The organism is Methylobacterium amylolyticum (assembly GCF_030700245.1).
Taxonomy (GTDB): Bacteria; Pseudomonadota; Alphaproteobacteria; order Rhizobiales; family Beijerinckiaceae; genus Methylobacterium.
Window position 1 is genome coordinate 1 of the sequence record NZ_JAUYZI010000033.1, and the last position, 14,568, is coordinate 14,568.

General features: G+C 69.9%; 15 protein-coding genes. 10 read left to right on the plus strand and 5 right to left on the minus strand.

What is annotated here, in order from left to right; genetic code table 11:
• Nucleotides 1-68: 68 nt before the first annotated feature.
• A protein-coding gene (locus Q8W71_RS21375; RefSeq protein ID WP_305527429.1) for an IS630 family transposase occupies nucleotides 69-1,030 on the plus strand; the annotation gives its coding sequence in 2 pieces (ribosomal slippage) (nucleotides 69-417 and nucleotides 417-1,030; 963 coding nt in all).
• A 426-nt stretch (nucleotides 1,031-1,456) separates the two neighbouring features.
• Nucleotides 1,457-1,972 (plus strand): carotenoid oxygenase family protein, encoded by a 516-nt coding sequence (locus Q8W71_RS21380; protein WP_305527430.1) that lies wholly within the window; start codon nucleotides 1,457-1,459, stop codon nucleotides 1,970-1,972.
• Nucleotides 1,973-2,112: 140 nt separating this feature from the next.
• Here Q8W71_RS21380 and Q8W71_RS21385 read toward each other — a convergent pair whose 3' ends face one another.
• A complete protein-coding gene (locus Q8W71_RS21385; protein ID WP_305527431.1) occupies nucleotides 2,113-2,997 on the minus strand; it encodes a LysR substrate-binding domain-containing protein in 885 nt (294 codons plus the stop codon).
• Between the two features lie 121 nt (nucleotides 2,998-3,118).
• Here Q8W71_RS21385 and Q8W71_RS21390 point away from each other — a divergent pair, with 121 nt between their 5' ends.
• The 3 genes from Q8W71_RS21390 to Q8W71_RS21400 all read left to right on the plus strand — a co-directional run bounded on the left by Q8W71_RS21390 (nucleotide 3,119) and on the right by Q8W71_RS21400 (nucleotide 5,678).
• Nucleotides 3,119-3,514 (plus strand): tautomerase family protein, encoded by a 396-nt coding sequence (locus Q8W71_RS21390; RefSeq protein ID WP_305527432.1) that lies wholly within the window; start codon nucleotides 3,119-3,121, stop codon nucleotides 3,512-3,514.
• 27 nt (nucleotides 3,515-3,541) lie between these two features.
• Entirely contained in the window at nucleotides 3,542-4,306 is a 765-nt protein-coding gene (locus tag Q8W71_RS21395; protein WP_305527433.1) for an SDR family NAD(P)-dependent oxidoreductase, read from the plus strand.
• An 88-nt stretch (nucleotides 4,307-4,394) separates the two neighbouring features.
• The gene (locus Q8W71_RS21400) at nucleotides 4,395-5,678 is read left to right on the plus strand and encodes a D-serine ammonia-lyase (RefSeq protein WP_305527434.1); all 1,284 of its coding nucleotides are present in this window, start codon (nucleotides 4,395-4,397) and stop codon (nucleotides 5,676-5,678) included.
• Nucleotides 5,679-5,862: 184 nt separating this feature from the next.
• Here Q8W71_RS21400 and Q8W71_RS21405 read toward each other — a convergent pair whose 3' ends face one another.
• Genes Q8W71_RS21405 through Q8W71_RS21415 form a run of 3 tightly spaced genes read right to left on the minus strand, consistent with a single transcriptional unit; the run spans nucleotide 5,863 to nucleotide 8,598 of the window.
• Nucleotides 5,863-6,861 carry an alpha/beta fold hydrolase gene (locus Q8W71_RS21405; RefSeq protein ID WP_305527435.1) on the minus strand — a complete coding sequence of 333 codons (999 nt, stop codon included), beginning with the start codon at nucleotides 6,859-6,861 and terminating at the stop codon, nucleotides 5,863-5,865.
• A 37-nt stretch (nucleotides 6,862-6,898) separates the two neighbouring features.
• Nucleotides 6,899-7,903 (minus strand): thioredoxin-disulfide reductase, encoded by a 1,005-nt coding sequence (gene trxB / locus Q8W71_RS21410; protein WP_305527436.1) that lies wholly within the window; start codon nucleotides 7,901-7,903, stop codon nucleotides 6,899-6,901.
• Nucleotides 7,900-8,598 (minus strand): GntR family transcriptional regulator, encoded by a 699-nt coding sequence (locus Q8W71_RS21415; RefSeq protein ID WP_305527437.1) that lies wholly within the window; start codon nucleotides 8,596-8,598, stop codon nucleotides 7,900-7,902. The genes trxB and Q8W71_RS21415 overlap by 4 nt, the downstream gene beginning before the upstream one ends.
• 95 nt (nucleotides 8,599-8,693) lie before the next feature.
• On the opposite strand from Q8W71_RS21415, the gene Q8W71_RS21420 reads away from it, so the two are divergent.
• Both Q8W71_RS21420 and Q8W71_RS21425 read left to right on the plus strand, forming a co-directional pair.
• Complete coding sequence (locus tag Q8W71_RS21420; protein ID WP_305527438.1) at nucleotides 8,694-10,040, plus strand: cation:dicarboxylate symporter family transporter; 1,347 nt, start codon at nucleotides 8,694-8,696, stop codon at nucleotides 10,038-10,040.
• A gap of 125 nt (nucleotides 10,041-10,165) precedes the next feature.
• On the plus strand, nucleotides 10,166-10,804 hold the full coding sequence (locus Q8W71_RS21425) for an HAD family hydrolase (protein ID WP_305527439.1): 639 nt from the start codon (nucleotides 10,166-10,168) through the stop codon (nucleotides 10,802-10,804).
• Nucleotides 10,805-10,835: 31 nt separating this feature from the next.
• On the opposite strand, the gene Q8W71_RS21430 is transcribed toward Q8W71_RS21425, so the two are convergent.
• Complete coding sequence (locus tag Q8W71_RS21430) at nucleotides 10,836-11,384, minus strand: TetR/AcrR family transcriptional regulator (RefSeq protein WP_305527440.1); 549 nt, start codon at nucleotides 11,382-11,384, stop codon at nucleotides 10,836-10,838.
• A 121-nt stretch (nucleotides 11,385-11,505) separates the two neighbouring features.
• Here Q8W71_RS21430 and Q8W71_RS21435 point away from each other — a divergent pair, with 121 nt between their 5' ends.
• The 3 genes from Q8W71_RS21435 to Q8W71_RS21445 all read left to right on the plus strand — a co-directional run bounded on the left by Q8W71_RS21435 (nucleotide 11,506) and on the right by Q8W71_RS21445 (nucleotide 14,461).
• Complete coding sequence (locus Q8W71_RS21435; protein ID WP_305527441.1) at nucleotides 11,506-12,396, plus strand: SDR family oxidoreductase; 891 nt, start codon at nucleotides 11,506-11,508, stop codon at nucleotides 12,394-12,396.
• A gap of 122 nt (nucleotides 12,397-12,518) precedes the next feature.
• Nucleotides 12,519-13,364 (plus strand): class A beta-lactamase, encoded by an 846-nt coding sequence (gene bla / locus Q8W71_RS21440; RefSeq protein WP_305527442.1) that lies wholly within the window; start codon nucleotides 12,519-12,521, stop codon nucleotides 13,362-13,364.
• Between the two features lie 362 nt (nucleotides 13,365-13,726).
• Nucleotides 13,727-14,461, plus strand: a complete 735-nt coding sequence (locus tag Q8W71_RS21445) for a haloacid dehalogenase type II (protein ID WP_305527443.1) — start codon at nucleotides 13,727-13,729, stop codon at nucleotides 14,459-14,461.
• Nucleotides 14,462-14,568: the final 107 nt, after the last annotated feature.

A 14,568-nucleotide genomic window follows, 5' to 3' on the forward strand; every position in this document is an offset into this window, starting at 1 on the left:
CTAGAGCTATTTCCGAGCAGGTTGCGACGTGGGACTGTTTGCGGCGTTGCCGTGTGAAGGAGCCGCTGATGCCTTCACCGTTGTCCCTGGATCTGCGCGAGCGCGTCGTGGCGGCCGTGGCCGAGGGAGCGTCCTGCCATCAGGTTGCCGCGCGCTTCGGGGTCAGCGTATCGAGCGCCTGCCGCTGGTCGGAGCGCTTCCGCCAGGACGGCCACGTCGCCGCCAGGCCGTCGGGTGGCGACCATACCTCGCACCGCATCGAGGCGCATGCCGGGCTGATCCTGGCGACCTACGAGGAGCGGCCGGACCTGTTCCTGCACGAACTGCGCGACGCCCTGGCCGGGCACGGCGTGCCCACCAGCACGAGCGGGCTGTGGCGCTTCTTCCGGCGGCATCGGATCACCCGTAAAAAGGGGCGGTCCACGCCGCCGAGCAGGCGCGACCGGACGTGAGAGCGGCCCGCCAGGACTGGTTCGAGGCGCAGCCCAATCTCGATCCCGACACGCTGGTGTTCATCGACGAGACGGCCACCAACACGAAGATGGCCCGCCGCTATGGCCGGGCGCCGCGCGGTCATCGCTGCCGGATGGCCAAGCCGCACGGACACGACAAGACCACCACCGTCACCGCTGCGCTGCGCACCAGCGGTCCCACCGCCGTCACGCTGTTCGACGGCGCCACCAACGGCACCCGCTTCCTGGCCTACGTCACCGACACCCTGATCCCGGTGCTGAAGCCGGGCGACATCGTCATCCTCGACAACCTGCGCGCTCACAAGGTCGCCGGCGTGCGCGAGGCGATCGAGGCGGCTGGCGCGCGGATCCTCTACCTCCCGCCCTACTCGCCGGACTTCAACCCGATCGAACAAGCCTTTGCCAAGCTCAAGGCGCTGCTGCGCGCCGCCGCCGCGCGTAGCATCACCGACCTACGGGCCGAGATCCGCAAGGCCTTCGCCCGCTTCACAGCGCAGGAATGTCGCAACTACCTCGCCGCAGCCGGTTACGAGGACGACTCGGCCGTCGCTACATGAACGGAAACGGCTCTAGCCGCGTTGGCGAGGGTTGAAAGCGTCCAATATCCGAAGCGTTTCCCTGTAATTTCCGCATCGACAGGGAAAATAAGACCGGAGACGGGTTCGATCGTGACTGCCCGCACCACCAGGGTTTCCTGGTGAAACTTAGGTTCTGATCGCACGACGCGCCGAGCGCCGTCGGTGCCGCCGCTTGGCGACGATCAGCCCGGTCTCCAGACCGACAGACATACCTTTTCTCGACGCTCGCCAAGCCGACGCGCCGACCCATATCTCCGATCCCGAGCGACGGTGTTCCGGGCGTGCGGGCGCCGGCTGACCGCAGCCCGGTTCGCACACGCGCACGAGACGCCCGTTCGCATCCGCTCGACCCGCGGCCCCGCCTCACGCCCGCCGGTGGACGAGCAGCACACCCCGGAGCGGCCGATGCCCGAGATCGAGGCGATGCCCTACTGGCTCGACGGCAACTTCGCCCCCGTCCAGGAGGAGATCACCAGCTTCGCCCTGGAGGTGGAGGGCGCGGTCCCGCCCGAGCTCTGCGGCCTCTACGCCCGCAACGGCGCCAACCCGCGCGACGGCCATTCCGGGCACTGGTTCCTCGGCGACGGCATGATCCACGGCGTCGCCCTGCGCGAGGGCCGCGCGGACTGGTACCGCAACCGCTGGGTGCGCACCCCGCGCTTCGAGGGCCGCGCCTCCCGCAATCCGCTCGACCTGCGCGGCAGCGTCGCCAAGACCAGCCTCGTGGCCCATGCCGGGCGCATCTTCGCGCTCGTCGAGAACGCCCTGCCGATGCGGATCGGGCCTGAGCTCGAGACGCTGGGCTACGAGGATTTCGGCGGGTGGCTGACGACGCCGTTCACCTCCTCCTTACCGTTCGCCACCGCCCCAGCGGCAATCCGCACGAAGGTCCTATTGGCGGGCCATGATTGGAAAATTTGAAAATACAGGATCAAGAGTTGCGAGAAATCGAATGATCGAGGCGCCACCCGTCCGTTGATGCTGTCGGGTTTGTTCGCGCTGGACCGAGGGAGGGACGGTGTTCGACGGGTAGCAGCAACGGAGTCCCTGTGCTCCGCGCTCTACGCGACGTGCTCCCGGATGGTCTCGAGCAGGATATCCGTGAGCCGTGCGACGGCCGGCGACAGGTCGGCTTCCGCCTGATGGAGGGTGAGCGGCGCGCACGGAAGGGCCGGCAGCCCTGTCTCGGCCGGGTCGAGCACGCTCAGCGTCTTCGGCAGACTTACGGCTGTCCGCGCGGTGATGCCGAGCCCACCCTCGGCCGCAGCCCAGAGACCCGAGAGGCTGGGGCTCGTGAACACCAGACGCCAGGGCAGGCCGCGTCCGTCCAGAGCGGCGACAGCCGCGGACCGGAACGTGCATGGCGGCACGAAGGCGGCAAACGGCAGGGGCTCGCGGCCGAGGCTGGCGAGGCCCGGCCAATCGGGCTGACCGATCCAGTGGATCGGCACCGTGGCGACCCGCTGGGCATGGGGGGCGTCGCCGCTGTCTCCCCAGACCAGCGCGACGTCGAGTTCGCCCTTCAGTGTCTTCTCGACGAGCTGCGCGCCGAGGCCGACCTGGACCTCGATGCGCACCCGCGGATAGGCCCGGGAGAAGCGTTTCAGCACCGCTGGGAGCCAGCTCTCGGCGAAGTCCTGTACAAGGCCGAGCCGCGCCCAGCCTTCGAGTTCCGTACCGCGAAGACGGTCGACCGCCTCGTCGTTGAGATCCAGCAGCCGCTTCGCGTAGCCGAGCATGCTCTCGCCGGCGGGCGTCAGGGCGAGGCCGCGCCCGGCCTTCTGCACGAGCGGCTGCCCGACCTGCTCCTCCAGCTTCCGGAGCTGCGTGCTCACGGCCGATTGCGACCGCCCCAGGCGCTCGGCCGCCCGGGCGAAGCTGCCGAGTTCGAACCCGGTCACGAAGGTCCGGAGCACGTCCATGTCGAGGTTGGTGCGGATCGTCATCGTTCGATCTTGTCGATACTATTGTTCGGTAGTTTCAAATTTTCAGAACGATGGTGCCGCGATAGACCGGTCGCGTCAAGACGTTCGGGACCCGATCGCACCTGTCAAGGACACCACTTCCATGCCTCTCGTTCGTATTTCGCTGATCAAGGGCAAGTCACCGGAGCATATCCGCGCGATATCGGAGGGCGTCCATCGCGGCCTGATGGAGGCCTATGGTGCGCCGATCGACGATCGCTTCCAGCTCATCCACCAGCACGCGCCGGACGAACTGATCTACGATTCCGACTATCTCGGGCTTCACCGCACCGACGATCTCGTGATCATCAACATCGTGGCCGGGAACTGGCGCGACACGCCGCAGAAAAAGGGGCTGTATCGGGCGATCACCGACAACCTCGTGGCGAATCCCGGTCTGCGCCCGGAGGACGTGCTGATCGTCCTCTCGCCCAACGCGCGCGACGAGTGGTCCTTCGGCAACGGCCTTGCGTCCTACGTGAAGGACGACGCAGCCTGACAGACCTAGCACGGGCAGGAGATCGACATGAGCATTCTCGTCACCGGCGCGACTTCGGGCTTCGGTCTCGCGATCGCGCGGCGCTTCGCGCAGGCCGGCCGGCAGGTCGTCGCGGCCGGACGGCGCCGCGAGCGGCTCCAGGCGCTGGTCGATGAACTCGGCGGCGAGGCGGTCCACGCCCTCGAACTCGACGTCCGGGACAGGCACGCGGTGGCGGACGCGGTCGCCGGCCTCCCGGCAGCCTTCGCCGACATCGAGGTGCTGGTCAACAATGCCGGCCTCGCCGTCGGGCTCGAACCCGCGCAGGCGGCGGACCTCGACGGCTGGGAGGCGATGGTCGACACCAACGTCAAGGGCTTGATGTACGTGACCCGCGCGGTGCTACCGGGGATGGTCGCGCGCGACACCGGCCACGTCGTCAACATCGGATCGACGGCGGCGAGCTACCCTTACCCCGGCGGCAACGTCTACGGGGCCACGAAGGCGTTCGTCCGGCAACTCTCGCTCAACCTGCGCGCCGATCTCGTCGGCACGCGCGTGCGCGTCACGGAGATCGATCCGGGCCTCGTCGGCGGCACCGAGTTCTCCAACGTGCGGTTCCGCGGCGACGATGCCCGTGCCGCGGGCGTCTACGACGGCGCCGACGCGCTCACGCCCGAGGACGTTGCGGACACGGTGTTCTGGGCCGCCACCCGCCCCGCCCGCGTGAACATCAACGTTATCGAGCTCATGCCGGTCAGCCAAGCCTTCGGTCCGCTCGTGGTGCATCGCGGCGACCGGGGCGGCCGCTGAGCCCCGGAAGAGGGGCGTTGCGGCGAACGATCCGTGGCAGGACCATCGGGGACTGCCCGCGCGACCGACAACCGCCCACGAGGATGCCATGACCGTCACCCTGCCGCGCGAGACCTCCGGCGATGACGCGATCCCCGCGGCCGTACGGCGAGCCGAACCGATCGTCTGGCGCAATCCGCACCGGAGGGATGCCGCTTCGGTGCTGGCCGGGTCGGCGTTCTCCGAGGCGGACATGCACGGTGCGGAGGCGCGCTGGCGGCGCTTCGATCCGCTCTTGGCCGAGCTGTTCGAGGGCACGGAAGACGGCCGGATCGACTCGCCGTTGCTGCCCGTCGCGTCCGATCTCGCCCGAACCGTGCTCGGCGACGCGCCCGGTTCGGTCTGGGTCAAGGCCGACCACGACCTGCCGGTCACCGGCTGCATCAAGGCACGCGGCGGCGTCTACGAGGTCCTGACCTATGCCGAGACGCTGGCGGCGGCGGCAGGGCTCCTGCGGCCCGGCCTGTCCTACGCGGCCTTTGCATCCGGCGCCTTCCGCGATCTTTTTGCCCGGCACACGATCGCGGTCGGCAGCACCGGTAACCTCGGCTTCAGCGTCGGCGTGATGGGCCGCGCCCTCGGCTTCCAGGTCGAGGTGCACATGTCCCACGACGCCAAGGCCTGGAAGAAGCAGCGCCTCCGCGATCTCGGTGCGCTTGTGGTCGAGCATCCGGGCGATTACGGGCGCGCGGTGGCGGCGGCGCGGGACGCCTTCCGGGATCGCGCCGCCGCGCATTTCGTCGATGACGAGGATTCGGTCGACCTGTTCCTCGGCTACGCGGCGGCGGCGCTCGACCTTCAGCGCCAGCTCGCGGCGGCCGGGATCGCGGTCGATGCGGCGCATCCGCTCTACGTCTACCTCCCCTGCGGCGTCGGCGGCGCGCCGGGCGGCGTGGCCTTCGGCCTGACGCTGCTGTTCGGCGACGCGGTGCGGCCGGTCTTCGTGGAGCCGGTGGCCTCGCCCTGCATGCTCGTGCAGCTCGCGGCCGGGCTCGACCGGTCCGTCAGCGTCTACGAGGCCGGGCTCGACAACCGGACCGCGGCCGATGGGCTGGCAGTGGCGAGCGCCTCCCTGCTGGTCGCCCGGACCGTCGGAGCGCTCATCGATGCGGTGGTGACCGTTCCCGACGCGGAACTGTTCCACTGGCTGCGGGCGCTCTGGACCGGCGCGGGGCTGCGCCTCGAACCCTCCGCGGCCTCCGGCTTCGCCGCCCTCGGCCGGTTCCTGGCCGAAGCGCCGCCGACGACTCCGAAGGCCACTCACGTGGTCTGGACCACCGGCGGGGCGCATTTGCCAGACGCGGAGTTCGAGGCTGCCCTGGCCCGCGCCTGAGCCGGCACAGGGTGCCGCGCCCACCCCTCTGCGGGCACCGTCATCCCGGCGCGCGGAGCGCAACGCTCCGAGGTCGCGCCACGATCACTCGACCACGTCGCTGCGCTCAGGATCATAGTAGGGGCGACATCCGCCGGAGGAGCCGAGCGGAGACTGACTCGGGCCAATGCCGGTCTCGGCGCGGTCAGCGGTCGAGGTCCAGAATGGCGGCGGCGAACAGGTCCGGCGCCTCCTGGGGCGCGTTGTGGCCGACACCATTCAGCACCGTCGTGCGGCGCAGCTGCGTGAAGTGCGGGGCTGCCGTCCCCGGAGGTTCCGGCGGATCGACGCCTTCATCGGCGCCTTCGAGCACGATCGTCGGGACCGTGATCCGCGGACTGGCGGAAAGCTGCCGCTCGATCGGCTCCAGTGCGGGATCGCCTGGCACCTCGCCGATGCGGAAGCGGTAGGAGTGCAGCGCCACTGTCACGAAATCGGGGTTCTCGAACGCCGCGGCGGTCCGCATGAAGGTCGCATCGTCGAAGTTCCAAGTCGGCGAGAAGTCATGCCACAGATAGCGGCAGAAGCCGGCGGGATCGTTCGAGAAGGCTGCTCGGCCGCGCTGCGCGTTCAGATACCAGTAGAACCAATGACGGCGCTCGAACGCAGCGTCACGCGGCTTCAGGAAGTCCGCGCGATTCTGGATGTTGTAGCCGGGGCCGCCGCTGCTCACGAGGCCACTGACCCGCTCGGGGTACAGGGCCGCCACCACGCACGCCGCGCGGGCGCCCCAGTCGAAGCCGGCGAGCGTCGCCCTCCGCAGGCCGAGCGCGTCGAGGAGGGCGAGGAGGTCGGTGCCCAGTGCAGCCTGCTGGCCGACCCGCGGGGTGGCGGCCTCTATGAACCGGGTCGGTCCGTAGCCGCGCAGGTAGGGTACGATCACGCGCCGGCCCGCCTTCGTCAGAACGGGCGCGACCGCCGCGTAGGCATGGACGTCGTATGGGAAGCCGTGGAGCAGGATCACCGGAGGCCCGTCCGGCGGGCCGGACTCGCGATAGGCCACATCGAGGACGCCTGCCCTGACGCGCCTGACGGCCGGATCGCCTGCCGGATCGGGCGCGGCGTCGGCGCGCTCTGGGATCAGGCCGCTGGCGGCCGCCCCGGCCAGGGCAGCCACGACTTCGCGGCGACGGAACGACACCATGTGGGGAATCCTTCGGGCTCGACGGTCCGCAACCGGATCAGACGTAGGCGCCGATCATCGCGCGCGTGCTCCGTTCCTCGACCCGGACCGCGGCATCCGCGGCGTGGTCGGCCAGGAACTTCTCCGCCTCCAGGGCCGCCATGCAGCCCATCCCGGCGGCCACGACCGCCTGTCGGTAGACGCTCTCCGCGCAGTCGCCGGCCCCGAAGAATCCCGGGACCGAGGTTCTCGTGGACCACGGGGAGATCCGGATGTAGCCGCCTGCCTCCATCTCGACCTGCCCTCGGAAGAGCGCCGTCGCGGGATCGTGCCCGATGGCGACGAAGACGCCGTCGGCCGCCAGATCGCGGGTGTCGCCGCTCCCGACATCGCGCAGCCGCACGCCCGTGACCGCCTTCACGGGCTCGTCCTGGCCGAGGATCTCCTCGACCACGTGGTTCCAGACGACCGCGATCCTGGGATGGGCTGCCAGGCGATACTGCAGGATCGGCTCCGCCCGGAAGCGGTCGCGCCGATGGACCACGGTCACCTTCGCGGCGAGGTTGGCGAGATAGAGCGCCTCCTCGACGGCGGTGTTGCCGCCGCCTACGACCACGACCTCCTTGCCGCGGTAGAAGAAGCCGTCGCAGGTCGCACAGGCCGAGACCCCCGCGCCGTTGAACGCCAACTCGAAGGGCAGACCGAGCCAGCGGGCCTGCGCGCCGGTGGCGGCGACGAGCGTGTCGGCGCGGTAGGTGTCGCCGCTGTCGCCGACGGCCTCGAACGGCCGCCCGGAGAGATCGACGGAGACGATGGTGTCGGAGAGGATCCGGGTTCCGACGTGCTCGGCCTGCTCCCGCATCTGCTCGACGAGGTCCGGGCCCTGGATCGCGCGTGCGAAGCCCGGATAGTTCTCGACCTCCGTGGTGATGGTGAGCTGTCCGCCCGGCTGAAGCCCGGTCACCAGGAGAGGCTGCAGGTTCGCCCGCGCCCCGTAGATCGCGGCCGTGTAGCCGGCCGGACCGGCGCCGACGATCAGGAGTTTCGTCCGATGGACCGTCATGTGCGCTCCGCGGGATGGGACCGACGGCGCGATCGCCCGGTGGTCTTGGCGTCCTGGAAGAGGAACTCGGTCGCGAGCCTCTCGACGATGCGGACATGCGTGGAGAGCTGGGTCTCGGCCTCCGAGAGCCGCCCCGTCACGGCGAGGTCGATGATGCGGCGGTGCTGCTCCACGGCCGCCCGCATACGCGCGAGTTCGCGCGGCAGCCTGTGGCGCAGGGCGCCGACCTGATCGGCGATCCCGCGATAGGCCCGGGTGAGCAGCGCGTTGTCCGCCGCCGCGATCAGAGCCTCGTGGAACGCGCCGTCCATCGCCTCGGCCCGTGCGAGATCCTCGTCCTCCACGGCCAGGGCGCCCCCGGACAGGGGAACCGAGACGGCGGCGACCAGAACGTCCGGATCGCGGGCGGCAGCGATGCGCAGCGCGCCGAGTTCGAGCACGGCCCGCATCTCGCAGATGCGCCGCACGTCGGCGGCATCCAGGCTCATCACGAAGGTCCCGCTCTGCGGGCGCACCACGACGAGATCGTCCTGCGCGAGGCGAGCGAGCGCCTCCCGCACGGGCGTCCGGCTGATCTGAAGCTCGTCGGCCAGCGCCCGATCCGACAGCCGCTCCCCGAAGGCGAAGCGGCCGCTGACGATGGCCTCGCGGATGAGTGCCTTGGCACGGAGGCTCAGATTGTCTGTCTCGCGCATGATTGGAATATCAATCGTGCGGTATTGCACGTCAATACGCAAACTGGCATATCAGTTGAAGCAGAGGCGCGCGACACCACCGAGCGGGGGTTCCCATGCTGCACGCGATCCGACGCACATCCTCGAATCTGACGCTGCAGGTCATCGTCGCACTCTGTGCCGGGGCGGCCCTGGGCGTGCTCTGGCCCGGCTTCGCCGTCTCCCTGCAGGCGCTGAGCGACACGTTCATCAAGCTGATCAAGATGGTGATCCCGCCGATCGCCTTCCTGACGATCGTCATCGGCATCGCGGAGGTCAGCGACCTCAAGAAGGTCGGCCGCATCGGCGGGAGCGCGCTCCCCTATTTCGAGGTCGCGTCCACGCTGGCGCTGATCATCGGCCTGATCGTCGTGAATCTCGTGCGGCCCGGTGACGGCTTCGACAGGAGCCGCGTCGGCGCGGTGGCGGTCGATGTCACGAAATACGCGAGCGCGTCGGCCGACCGGTACATGGTGGATCTGCTGTCGAACATCGTGCCGGACAACGCCGTCGCGGCGTTCGCCAAGGGCGACCTCCTTCAGATCGTGTTCTTCGCCATCGCGTTCGGCTGCGCGGCCGTCCTGATCGGCGAGCGGGCGAAACCGTTCGTCGTGGTGGCGCAGGCCGCCAACGACATCCTGTTCCAGCTCGTGGCCCTGATCATGCGCCTCGCGCCGCTGGGCGCGTTCGGCGCCATGGCGTTCACGGTGGGCCGCTACGGCGTCGGGTCCATCCTCGTCCTCGGGCACATGCTCCTGAGCGTCTACCTGACCTGCGCGCTGTTCGTCGCGGTGGTGCTCGGGGCGATCGCCCGCGCCTACGGGTTCAGCCTCTTCCGGTTCATCCGCTACATCGGCGCGGAGGTCCTGATCGTCCTCGGCACCTGCTCCTCCGAGAGCGTGCTGCCGCGCCTCATGACCAAGCTCCAGCGCCTCGGATGCTCGAAGTCGAGCGTCGGTCTCGTGCTGCCGGTGGGCTACTCGTTCAACGCCGACGGGACGGCGATCTACCTGTCGATGGCGTCGCTGTTCATCGCGCAGGCCTACGGCATCGACATGAGCTTCGGCCAGCAACTCGGCCTGCTCCTGCTCCTGCTCGTGACGTCCAAGGGCTCGGGCTCGGTGGCCGGCTCCGGCTTCGTCGTGCTCGCCGCGACGCTCTCGGCCACGCATGTCCTGCCGGTCGAGGGGTTGCTGCTGATCAGCGGCCTGACCGGCGTCAGCGTCCTGACGACCGAGTTCGAGCAGGCGTTCAGGTCGCAGAGAGCGACGATCGGCCTCGACGCGGCCTCGGTCTACGTCTCGCATCCGATGCAGAACAAGACCACGGCCGAGCTTCACCTTTCCGCCGACCTGGCCTTCCCGGCGATCCTGCAAGCGATCACCGCGGAGGCGGACCTGACGCCGCGCTCAGAAGCGGCCTGATTGGTGCCGCCACGGGGTGCCGGCGGCCCACTCCGCCGGCCGCGCGCCCGGGATTTGACGAAGCCTCGGCGCACGGTCCGACCACGCGACACCGTCCGCCGGAAGCGGCCAGGGAGATGACGATCATGACATCCCACCGGTTCGATGCCGTCCTGTTCGATCTCCTGACGGCGCTCCTCGATAGCTGGTCCTTGTGGAACGCGGTCGCCGGCAGCGAGGAGGCCGGCCGCCGGTGGCGGGCCGAATACCTGCGGATCACCTATCGGACGGGTGCGTACCGGCGCTACGAGACCCTCGTGGCCGAGGCCGCCGAGGCGGTGGGGCTGCCGCGCCGCGTCGCGGACGATCTGGAAGCCCGGTACGGCGAACTCCGACCATGGCCCGGGGTGACCGAGGCCCTGCAGGCGCTCGCGGGCCGATCCGTGCGGCTCGGCGTCGTGACCAACTGCTCCGAGCGCCTGGGCCGCATCGCTGCCGATTGCGTGGGGGTCGCGTTCGACGCCGTCGTCACGGCGGAACAAGCCGGATTCTACAAGCCCGATCCGCGGCCCTATCGGCTCGGTCTTCAGGCGCTCGGGGTCGCGCCGGAGCGCTGCCTGTTCGTCGCAGGCTCGGCCTACGACCTTTTTGGAACGGCGCAGGTGGGCCTGGCGACGTACTGGCACGACCGGGTCGGCATGGCGGCCCCCGAGGGTGTGGCGCCGCCGCTGGCCCATGAGACCACCCTGGAACAGTTGCGCACCTGGTTCGATCCGGTTGCGTGAGATCGGACGCGGTGGGCGCGCCGCGACCTGCTCAGTGCCCGGCCTCCGCGACCAGCGCGACCGTCTCGGCGAAGGTCTGCTCCAAGCGCTCGCCCAGACCCGGTTCGGGATCCTCCAGCCAGGAGACCACGGCGTGCACGAAGGCCGCCATCCCGGTCCGGGCCGCCAGCGCCGCCCGCAGATCCGCGACACCGCGCAGCCGCAGCGCGTCGGCCAGCGCGTCGGTCAAGGCGGCCGTCTTGGCCAGTTCGCGCTCGTAAAGGGCGGGCGTGCGGGCGATCAGCGCGTGCCGCGGCTCGGAAAAGGGCCGGTTGCTCTCGAGCAGGGACCGGATCGACCGGAACGACCAGAACAGCGTGGCGAGCGGGCCGAGCGCGCCGGGGGCCTCAGCGATGGCGGCCGTGAGGGCGGTTCGCAGCACGGCCTCGCCGTCGAACAGCACCTCCCGCTTGTCCGGGAAGTGCCGGAAGAAGGTCCGCTCCGTCACGCCGACGCGCGCGGCGATCGCGGCGGCCGTTGTCCGCTCGTACCCGCGCTCCTCGAACAGCGCCATGGCGGCCTGCCGGAGGCGGACGCGCACATCATCTTCCGAGCGATCCAAGACCCGAACCTCTTGTTGTCAGTGACTGACATCAGCGCTATGTCAGTCACTGACGCAGCAGGCCGGATGGGCAGCCGCTGGCCATGGCGAGGGATCTAGCATGCGCGTCTTTCTGACTGGAGCGAATGGCTGGGTCGGGTCCGCTGTCGCTCGAGAGCTGCTCGACGCGGGCCATGCGGTCACCGGGCTCGTGCGCACGACGGACAAGGCCGACGCTTTCTCGGCTATGGGCGGCACACCGCTGATCGGCGCGATCGGGGATCCGGACGCACTCCGGACCGGTGCCGCAGAGGCCGACGGCATCATCCATCTGGCGTTCGGCCTCGACCTCGCGCAGATCGCCGCGATGGCCGAGGACGATCGGCGGGCGATCGAGAGCTTCGGTGCGCTGTTCGCCGGCACCGATCGGCCCATCGTATCGGTCAGCGGATTCCTGCTGCTGCCCCGCGGGGAGATATTTCGCGAGGACGCACGGCCCCCGGTCGACCCCGCGTTCCCCCGCGCGACGGAGCAGACGACCTTCTTGCTGGCCGAACGCGGGCTGCGCGCCTCCGTGGTGCGCCTGCCGCGCTCCGTGCACGGGCGGGGCGAGCGGCACGGCTTCATCCCCATGCTCGCGGCCGTGGCGCGCGAGAGGGGCGTCTCCGCCTATGTCGGCGACGGGCAGAACCTGTGGCCGTCCGTGCATCGCCTCGATGCGGCGCGCGTGTTCCGCCGTGCCCTCGAACGCGGCGCCCGGGGCGAGGCCTACCACGCCGTCGCGGATGAGGGCGTGCCGTTCCGACTGATCGCCGAGGCGATCGGCCGGCAGGTCGGCGTGCCGGCCCTGTCCCTCACGCCCGAGCAGGGGGAGGCGCATTTCGGCGGCTTGGCGATGTGGGTGGCCGGCAACGGGCCCGCCTCCAGCGCACGGACGCGGTCGACCCTCGACTGGCAACCGCGGGAGAGAAGCCTCATCGCGGATATCGACCGCCCGGATTACCATGCCTGACCGGTCGCCCCGCTCGGCTTCGACGCATCGCGCGCGCCCGTGCCTCGCAATATCGTGCGCCTTTGCGGCCAACGCGCTGGCTCGGTGGACACGATGGGGAGCTTGGACACTTGAGGCCCGTGATGTCCCGCCGCCAGATCGTTCTCGCGTGCGGCGCCCTCGCTGTTTCAGAAGGGATCGCCCGCGCGGCCGATGAGGACGCGCTCGGCGCTCTCGAGCGGCGGCAGGGTGGAAGGCTGGGTGTCTTCGCCGTGGATGCGGGCTCCGGCCGGACCTTGGCTCATCGCGCCGACGAGCGCTTCATGCTCTTCAGCACGTTCAAGGGCGTATTGGCTGCCGCAGTATTGGCGGACGTCGAAGCCGGGACGGAGGCGTTTGACGCCCGCGTGTCCTACACGACAGCGGATCTCCTGCCGGCCTCGCCGGTCACGCGCGCGCATCTCGACGAGGGGAGCTTGACGGTGGAGGCGCTGTGCCTCGCCATCATGCATCGGAGCGACAACGCGGCCGCCAACCTCCTCCTTGTGCGGTGCGGCGGTCCGGAGCGCCTGACCACTTTCGTGCGGGGGCTCGGCGACGCGGTCACGCGCTTCGACCGGTACGAGACAGCGGCCGGCACGCCTTCGGGCGTCCTCGATACGACGACGCCGCGCGCCATCGTGTCGACCGTCCGCGCGCTGCTCCTGGGCGACGTTCTGAGCGCACCGTCACGCGCCACGCTCGAGGCCTGGATGGCCGGCAACGAGGTCGGCCGGTCGCGGCTGCGGGCGGCTTTCCCGGCCGACTGGGCGGCCGGTGATCGGACCGGAACGGGCAACGGCTACTGCAACGACTACGCGCTCGCGAGGCGGCCCGGAAAGCCGCCGCTTCTCGTGAGCGCCTATTACGAGGCGCCGGGCATGACGCTGCCCGAGCAGGAAGCCGTGCTGCGGCAGGTCGGCGCCCTCGTCGTCGCGTGGCAGGCATAGGACCCGCGCCGAAACCCGGTCTCAACCGAGCGCCACCTCCGTTGCGCTCTGGGAGACGTGCTGCCGTGCTCGCGGCCGATGACCGAGGTCCCGCTGGCAACCCCGCCACACTTGATCGGGCTTAAGTTCGAATTCGTGAAATCGTCTGTTCAAAAATTTCGAATTTTCGCAAGTGAGGCGGCGGCTTACACCGGCGCGTCGAGCGGGCGCCATCGACGGGGGCCGCGATCGACAAGGGGTTGGGCCGAATGTCGGATCACACCCACGCCACCGTGCTGGATCGTCGTACGCTGGTCGTGGGCTTGGCCGCGGTGCCGATCCTGCGCGTGCCGGCGCGTTCCTCATCCACGACGGATCGCCCCATGAACACGAGCGCCGCCTCGGCCGATCCGGTCATCGTCTTCGACGTCAACGAGACCCTCCTCGATTTCGGCGTGCTCGCCCCGGTCTTCGTCCGCGTCTTCGGCGATGCGAGCGCGCTGCGCACGTGGTTCAACCACGTCATCCTCTATGCCGAGGCGCTGACCCTATCGGGCGACTACGTCGATTCCGGCACGGTCGGCGTGGCCGTCCTGCGGATGCTGGCCCAGGCGAGCGGCCGCACGGTGGCTCCGGCAGATCTCGACGAGCTGCGGCGCCTCTCGGCAGAGATGCCGACCTACGCCGACACCCCGAAGGCCCTGGCCAATCTGAAGAGCGCCGGCTATCGCCTCGTCACGTTGAGCAACAATCCCGCGGCCGCCGTCGAGGCCCAACTCACCCATGCCGGGATCAGAGCCTTCTTCGACGCGCTCCACAGCATCGACGACCGCGTCCGCCGCTACAAGCCGGCGCTGGAGAGCTACACGGACCTCGCCGCGACGCTGGGCGTCGCGCCGTCCGACCTGTGGCTCGTCTCCTGTCACGCCTTCGATACGCTGGGGGCTGCCGCGGCCGGCTACCGGAAGGCGCTCGTGCTGCGGCCCGGGAACGCGCCGGTCGCGCTCGGTCGCGCGCCGGACATCGTCGCGGACGATCTCAGCACCGTCGCCGACCGCATCGTCCAGGCTGGTGCGGGCCGCGGCCCGTCGCCGGTCCGTGACCGGAGCGCCCCATGAGGGACCGACCGGCTTCCCAAGCCGAACCGACACGACGGACCGTTCTGGGTGGTGTCGCGGCCGCGTCATCGCTCTCCTGGCCCATCGGCCAAGCGAAGGCGTCGCCG

Bases quoted from the DNA above. Each gene is read 5' to 3' on its own strand.
- Q8W71_RS21380 (WP_305527430.1), top strand. From the start codon at position 1,457: ATGCCCGAGATCGAGGCGATGCCCTACTGGCTCGACGGCAACTTCGCC.
- Q8W71_RS21385 (WP_305527431.1), bottom strand. From the start codon at position 2,997: ATGACGATCCGCACCAACCTCGACATGGACGTGCTCCGGACCTTCGTG.
- Q8W71_RS21390 (WP_305527432.1), top strand. From the start codon at position 3,119: ATGCCTCTCGTTCGTATTTCGCTGATCAAGGGCAAGTCACCGGAGCAT.
- Q8W71_RS21395 (WP_305527433.1), top strand. From the start codon at position 3,542: ATGAGCATTCTCGTCACCGGCGCGACTTCGGGCTTCGGTCTCGCGATC.
- Q8W71_RS21400 (WP_305527434.1), top strand. From the start codon at position 4,395: ATGACCGTCACCCTGCCGCGCGAGACCTCCGGCGATGACGCGATCCCC.
- Q8W71_RS21405 (WP_305527435.1), bottom strand. From the start codon at position 6,861: ATGGTGTCGTTCCGTCGCCGCGAAGTCGTGGCTGCCCTGGCCGGGGCG.
- trxB (WP_305527436.1), bottom strand. From the start codon at position 7,903: ATGACGGTCCATCGGACGAAACTCCTGATCGTCGGCGCCGGTCCGGCC.
- Q8W71_RS21415 (WP_305527437.1), bottom strand. From the start codon at position 8,598: ATGCGCGAGACAGACAATCTGAGCCTCCGTGCCAAGGCACTCATCCGC.
- Q8W71_RS21420 (WP_305527438.1), top strand. From the start codon at position 8,694: ATGCTGCACGCGATCCGACGCACATCCTCGAATCTGACGCTGCAGGTC.
- Q8W71_RS21425 (WP_305527439.1), top strand. From the start codon at position 10,166: ATGACATCCCACCGGTTCGATGCCGTCCTGTTCGATCTCCTGACGGCG.
- Q8W71_RS21435 (WP_305527441.1), top strand. From the start codon at position 11,506: ATGCGCGTCTTTCTGACTGGAGCGAATGGCTGGGTCGGGTCCGCTGTC.
- bla (WP_305527442.1), top strand. From the start codon at position 12,519: ATGTCCCGCCGCCAGATCGTTCTCGCGTGCGGCGCCCTCGCTGTTTCA.
- Q8W71_RS21445 (WP_305527443.1), top strand. From the start codon at position 13,727: ATGAACACGAGCGCCGCCTCGGCCGATCCGGTCATCGTCTTCGACGTC.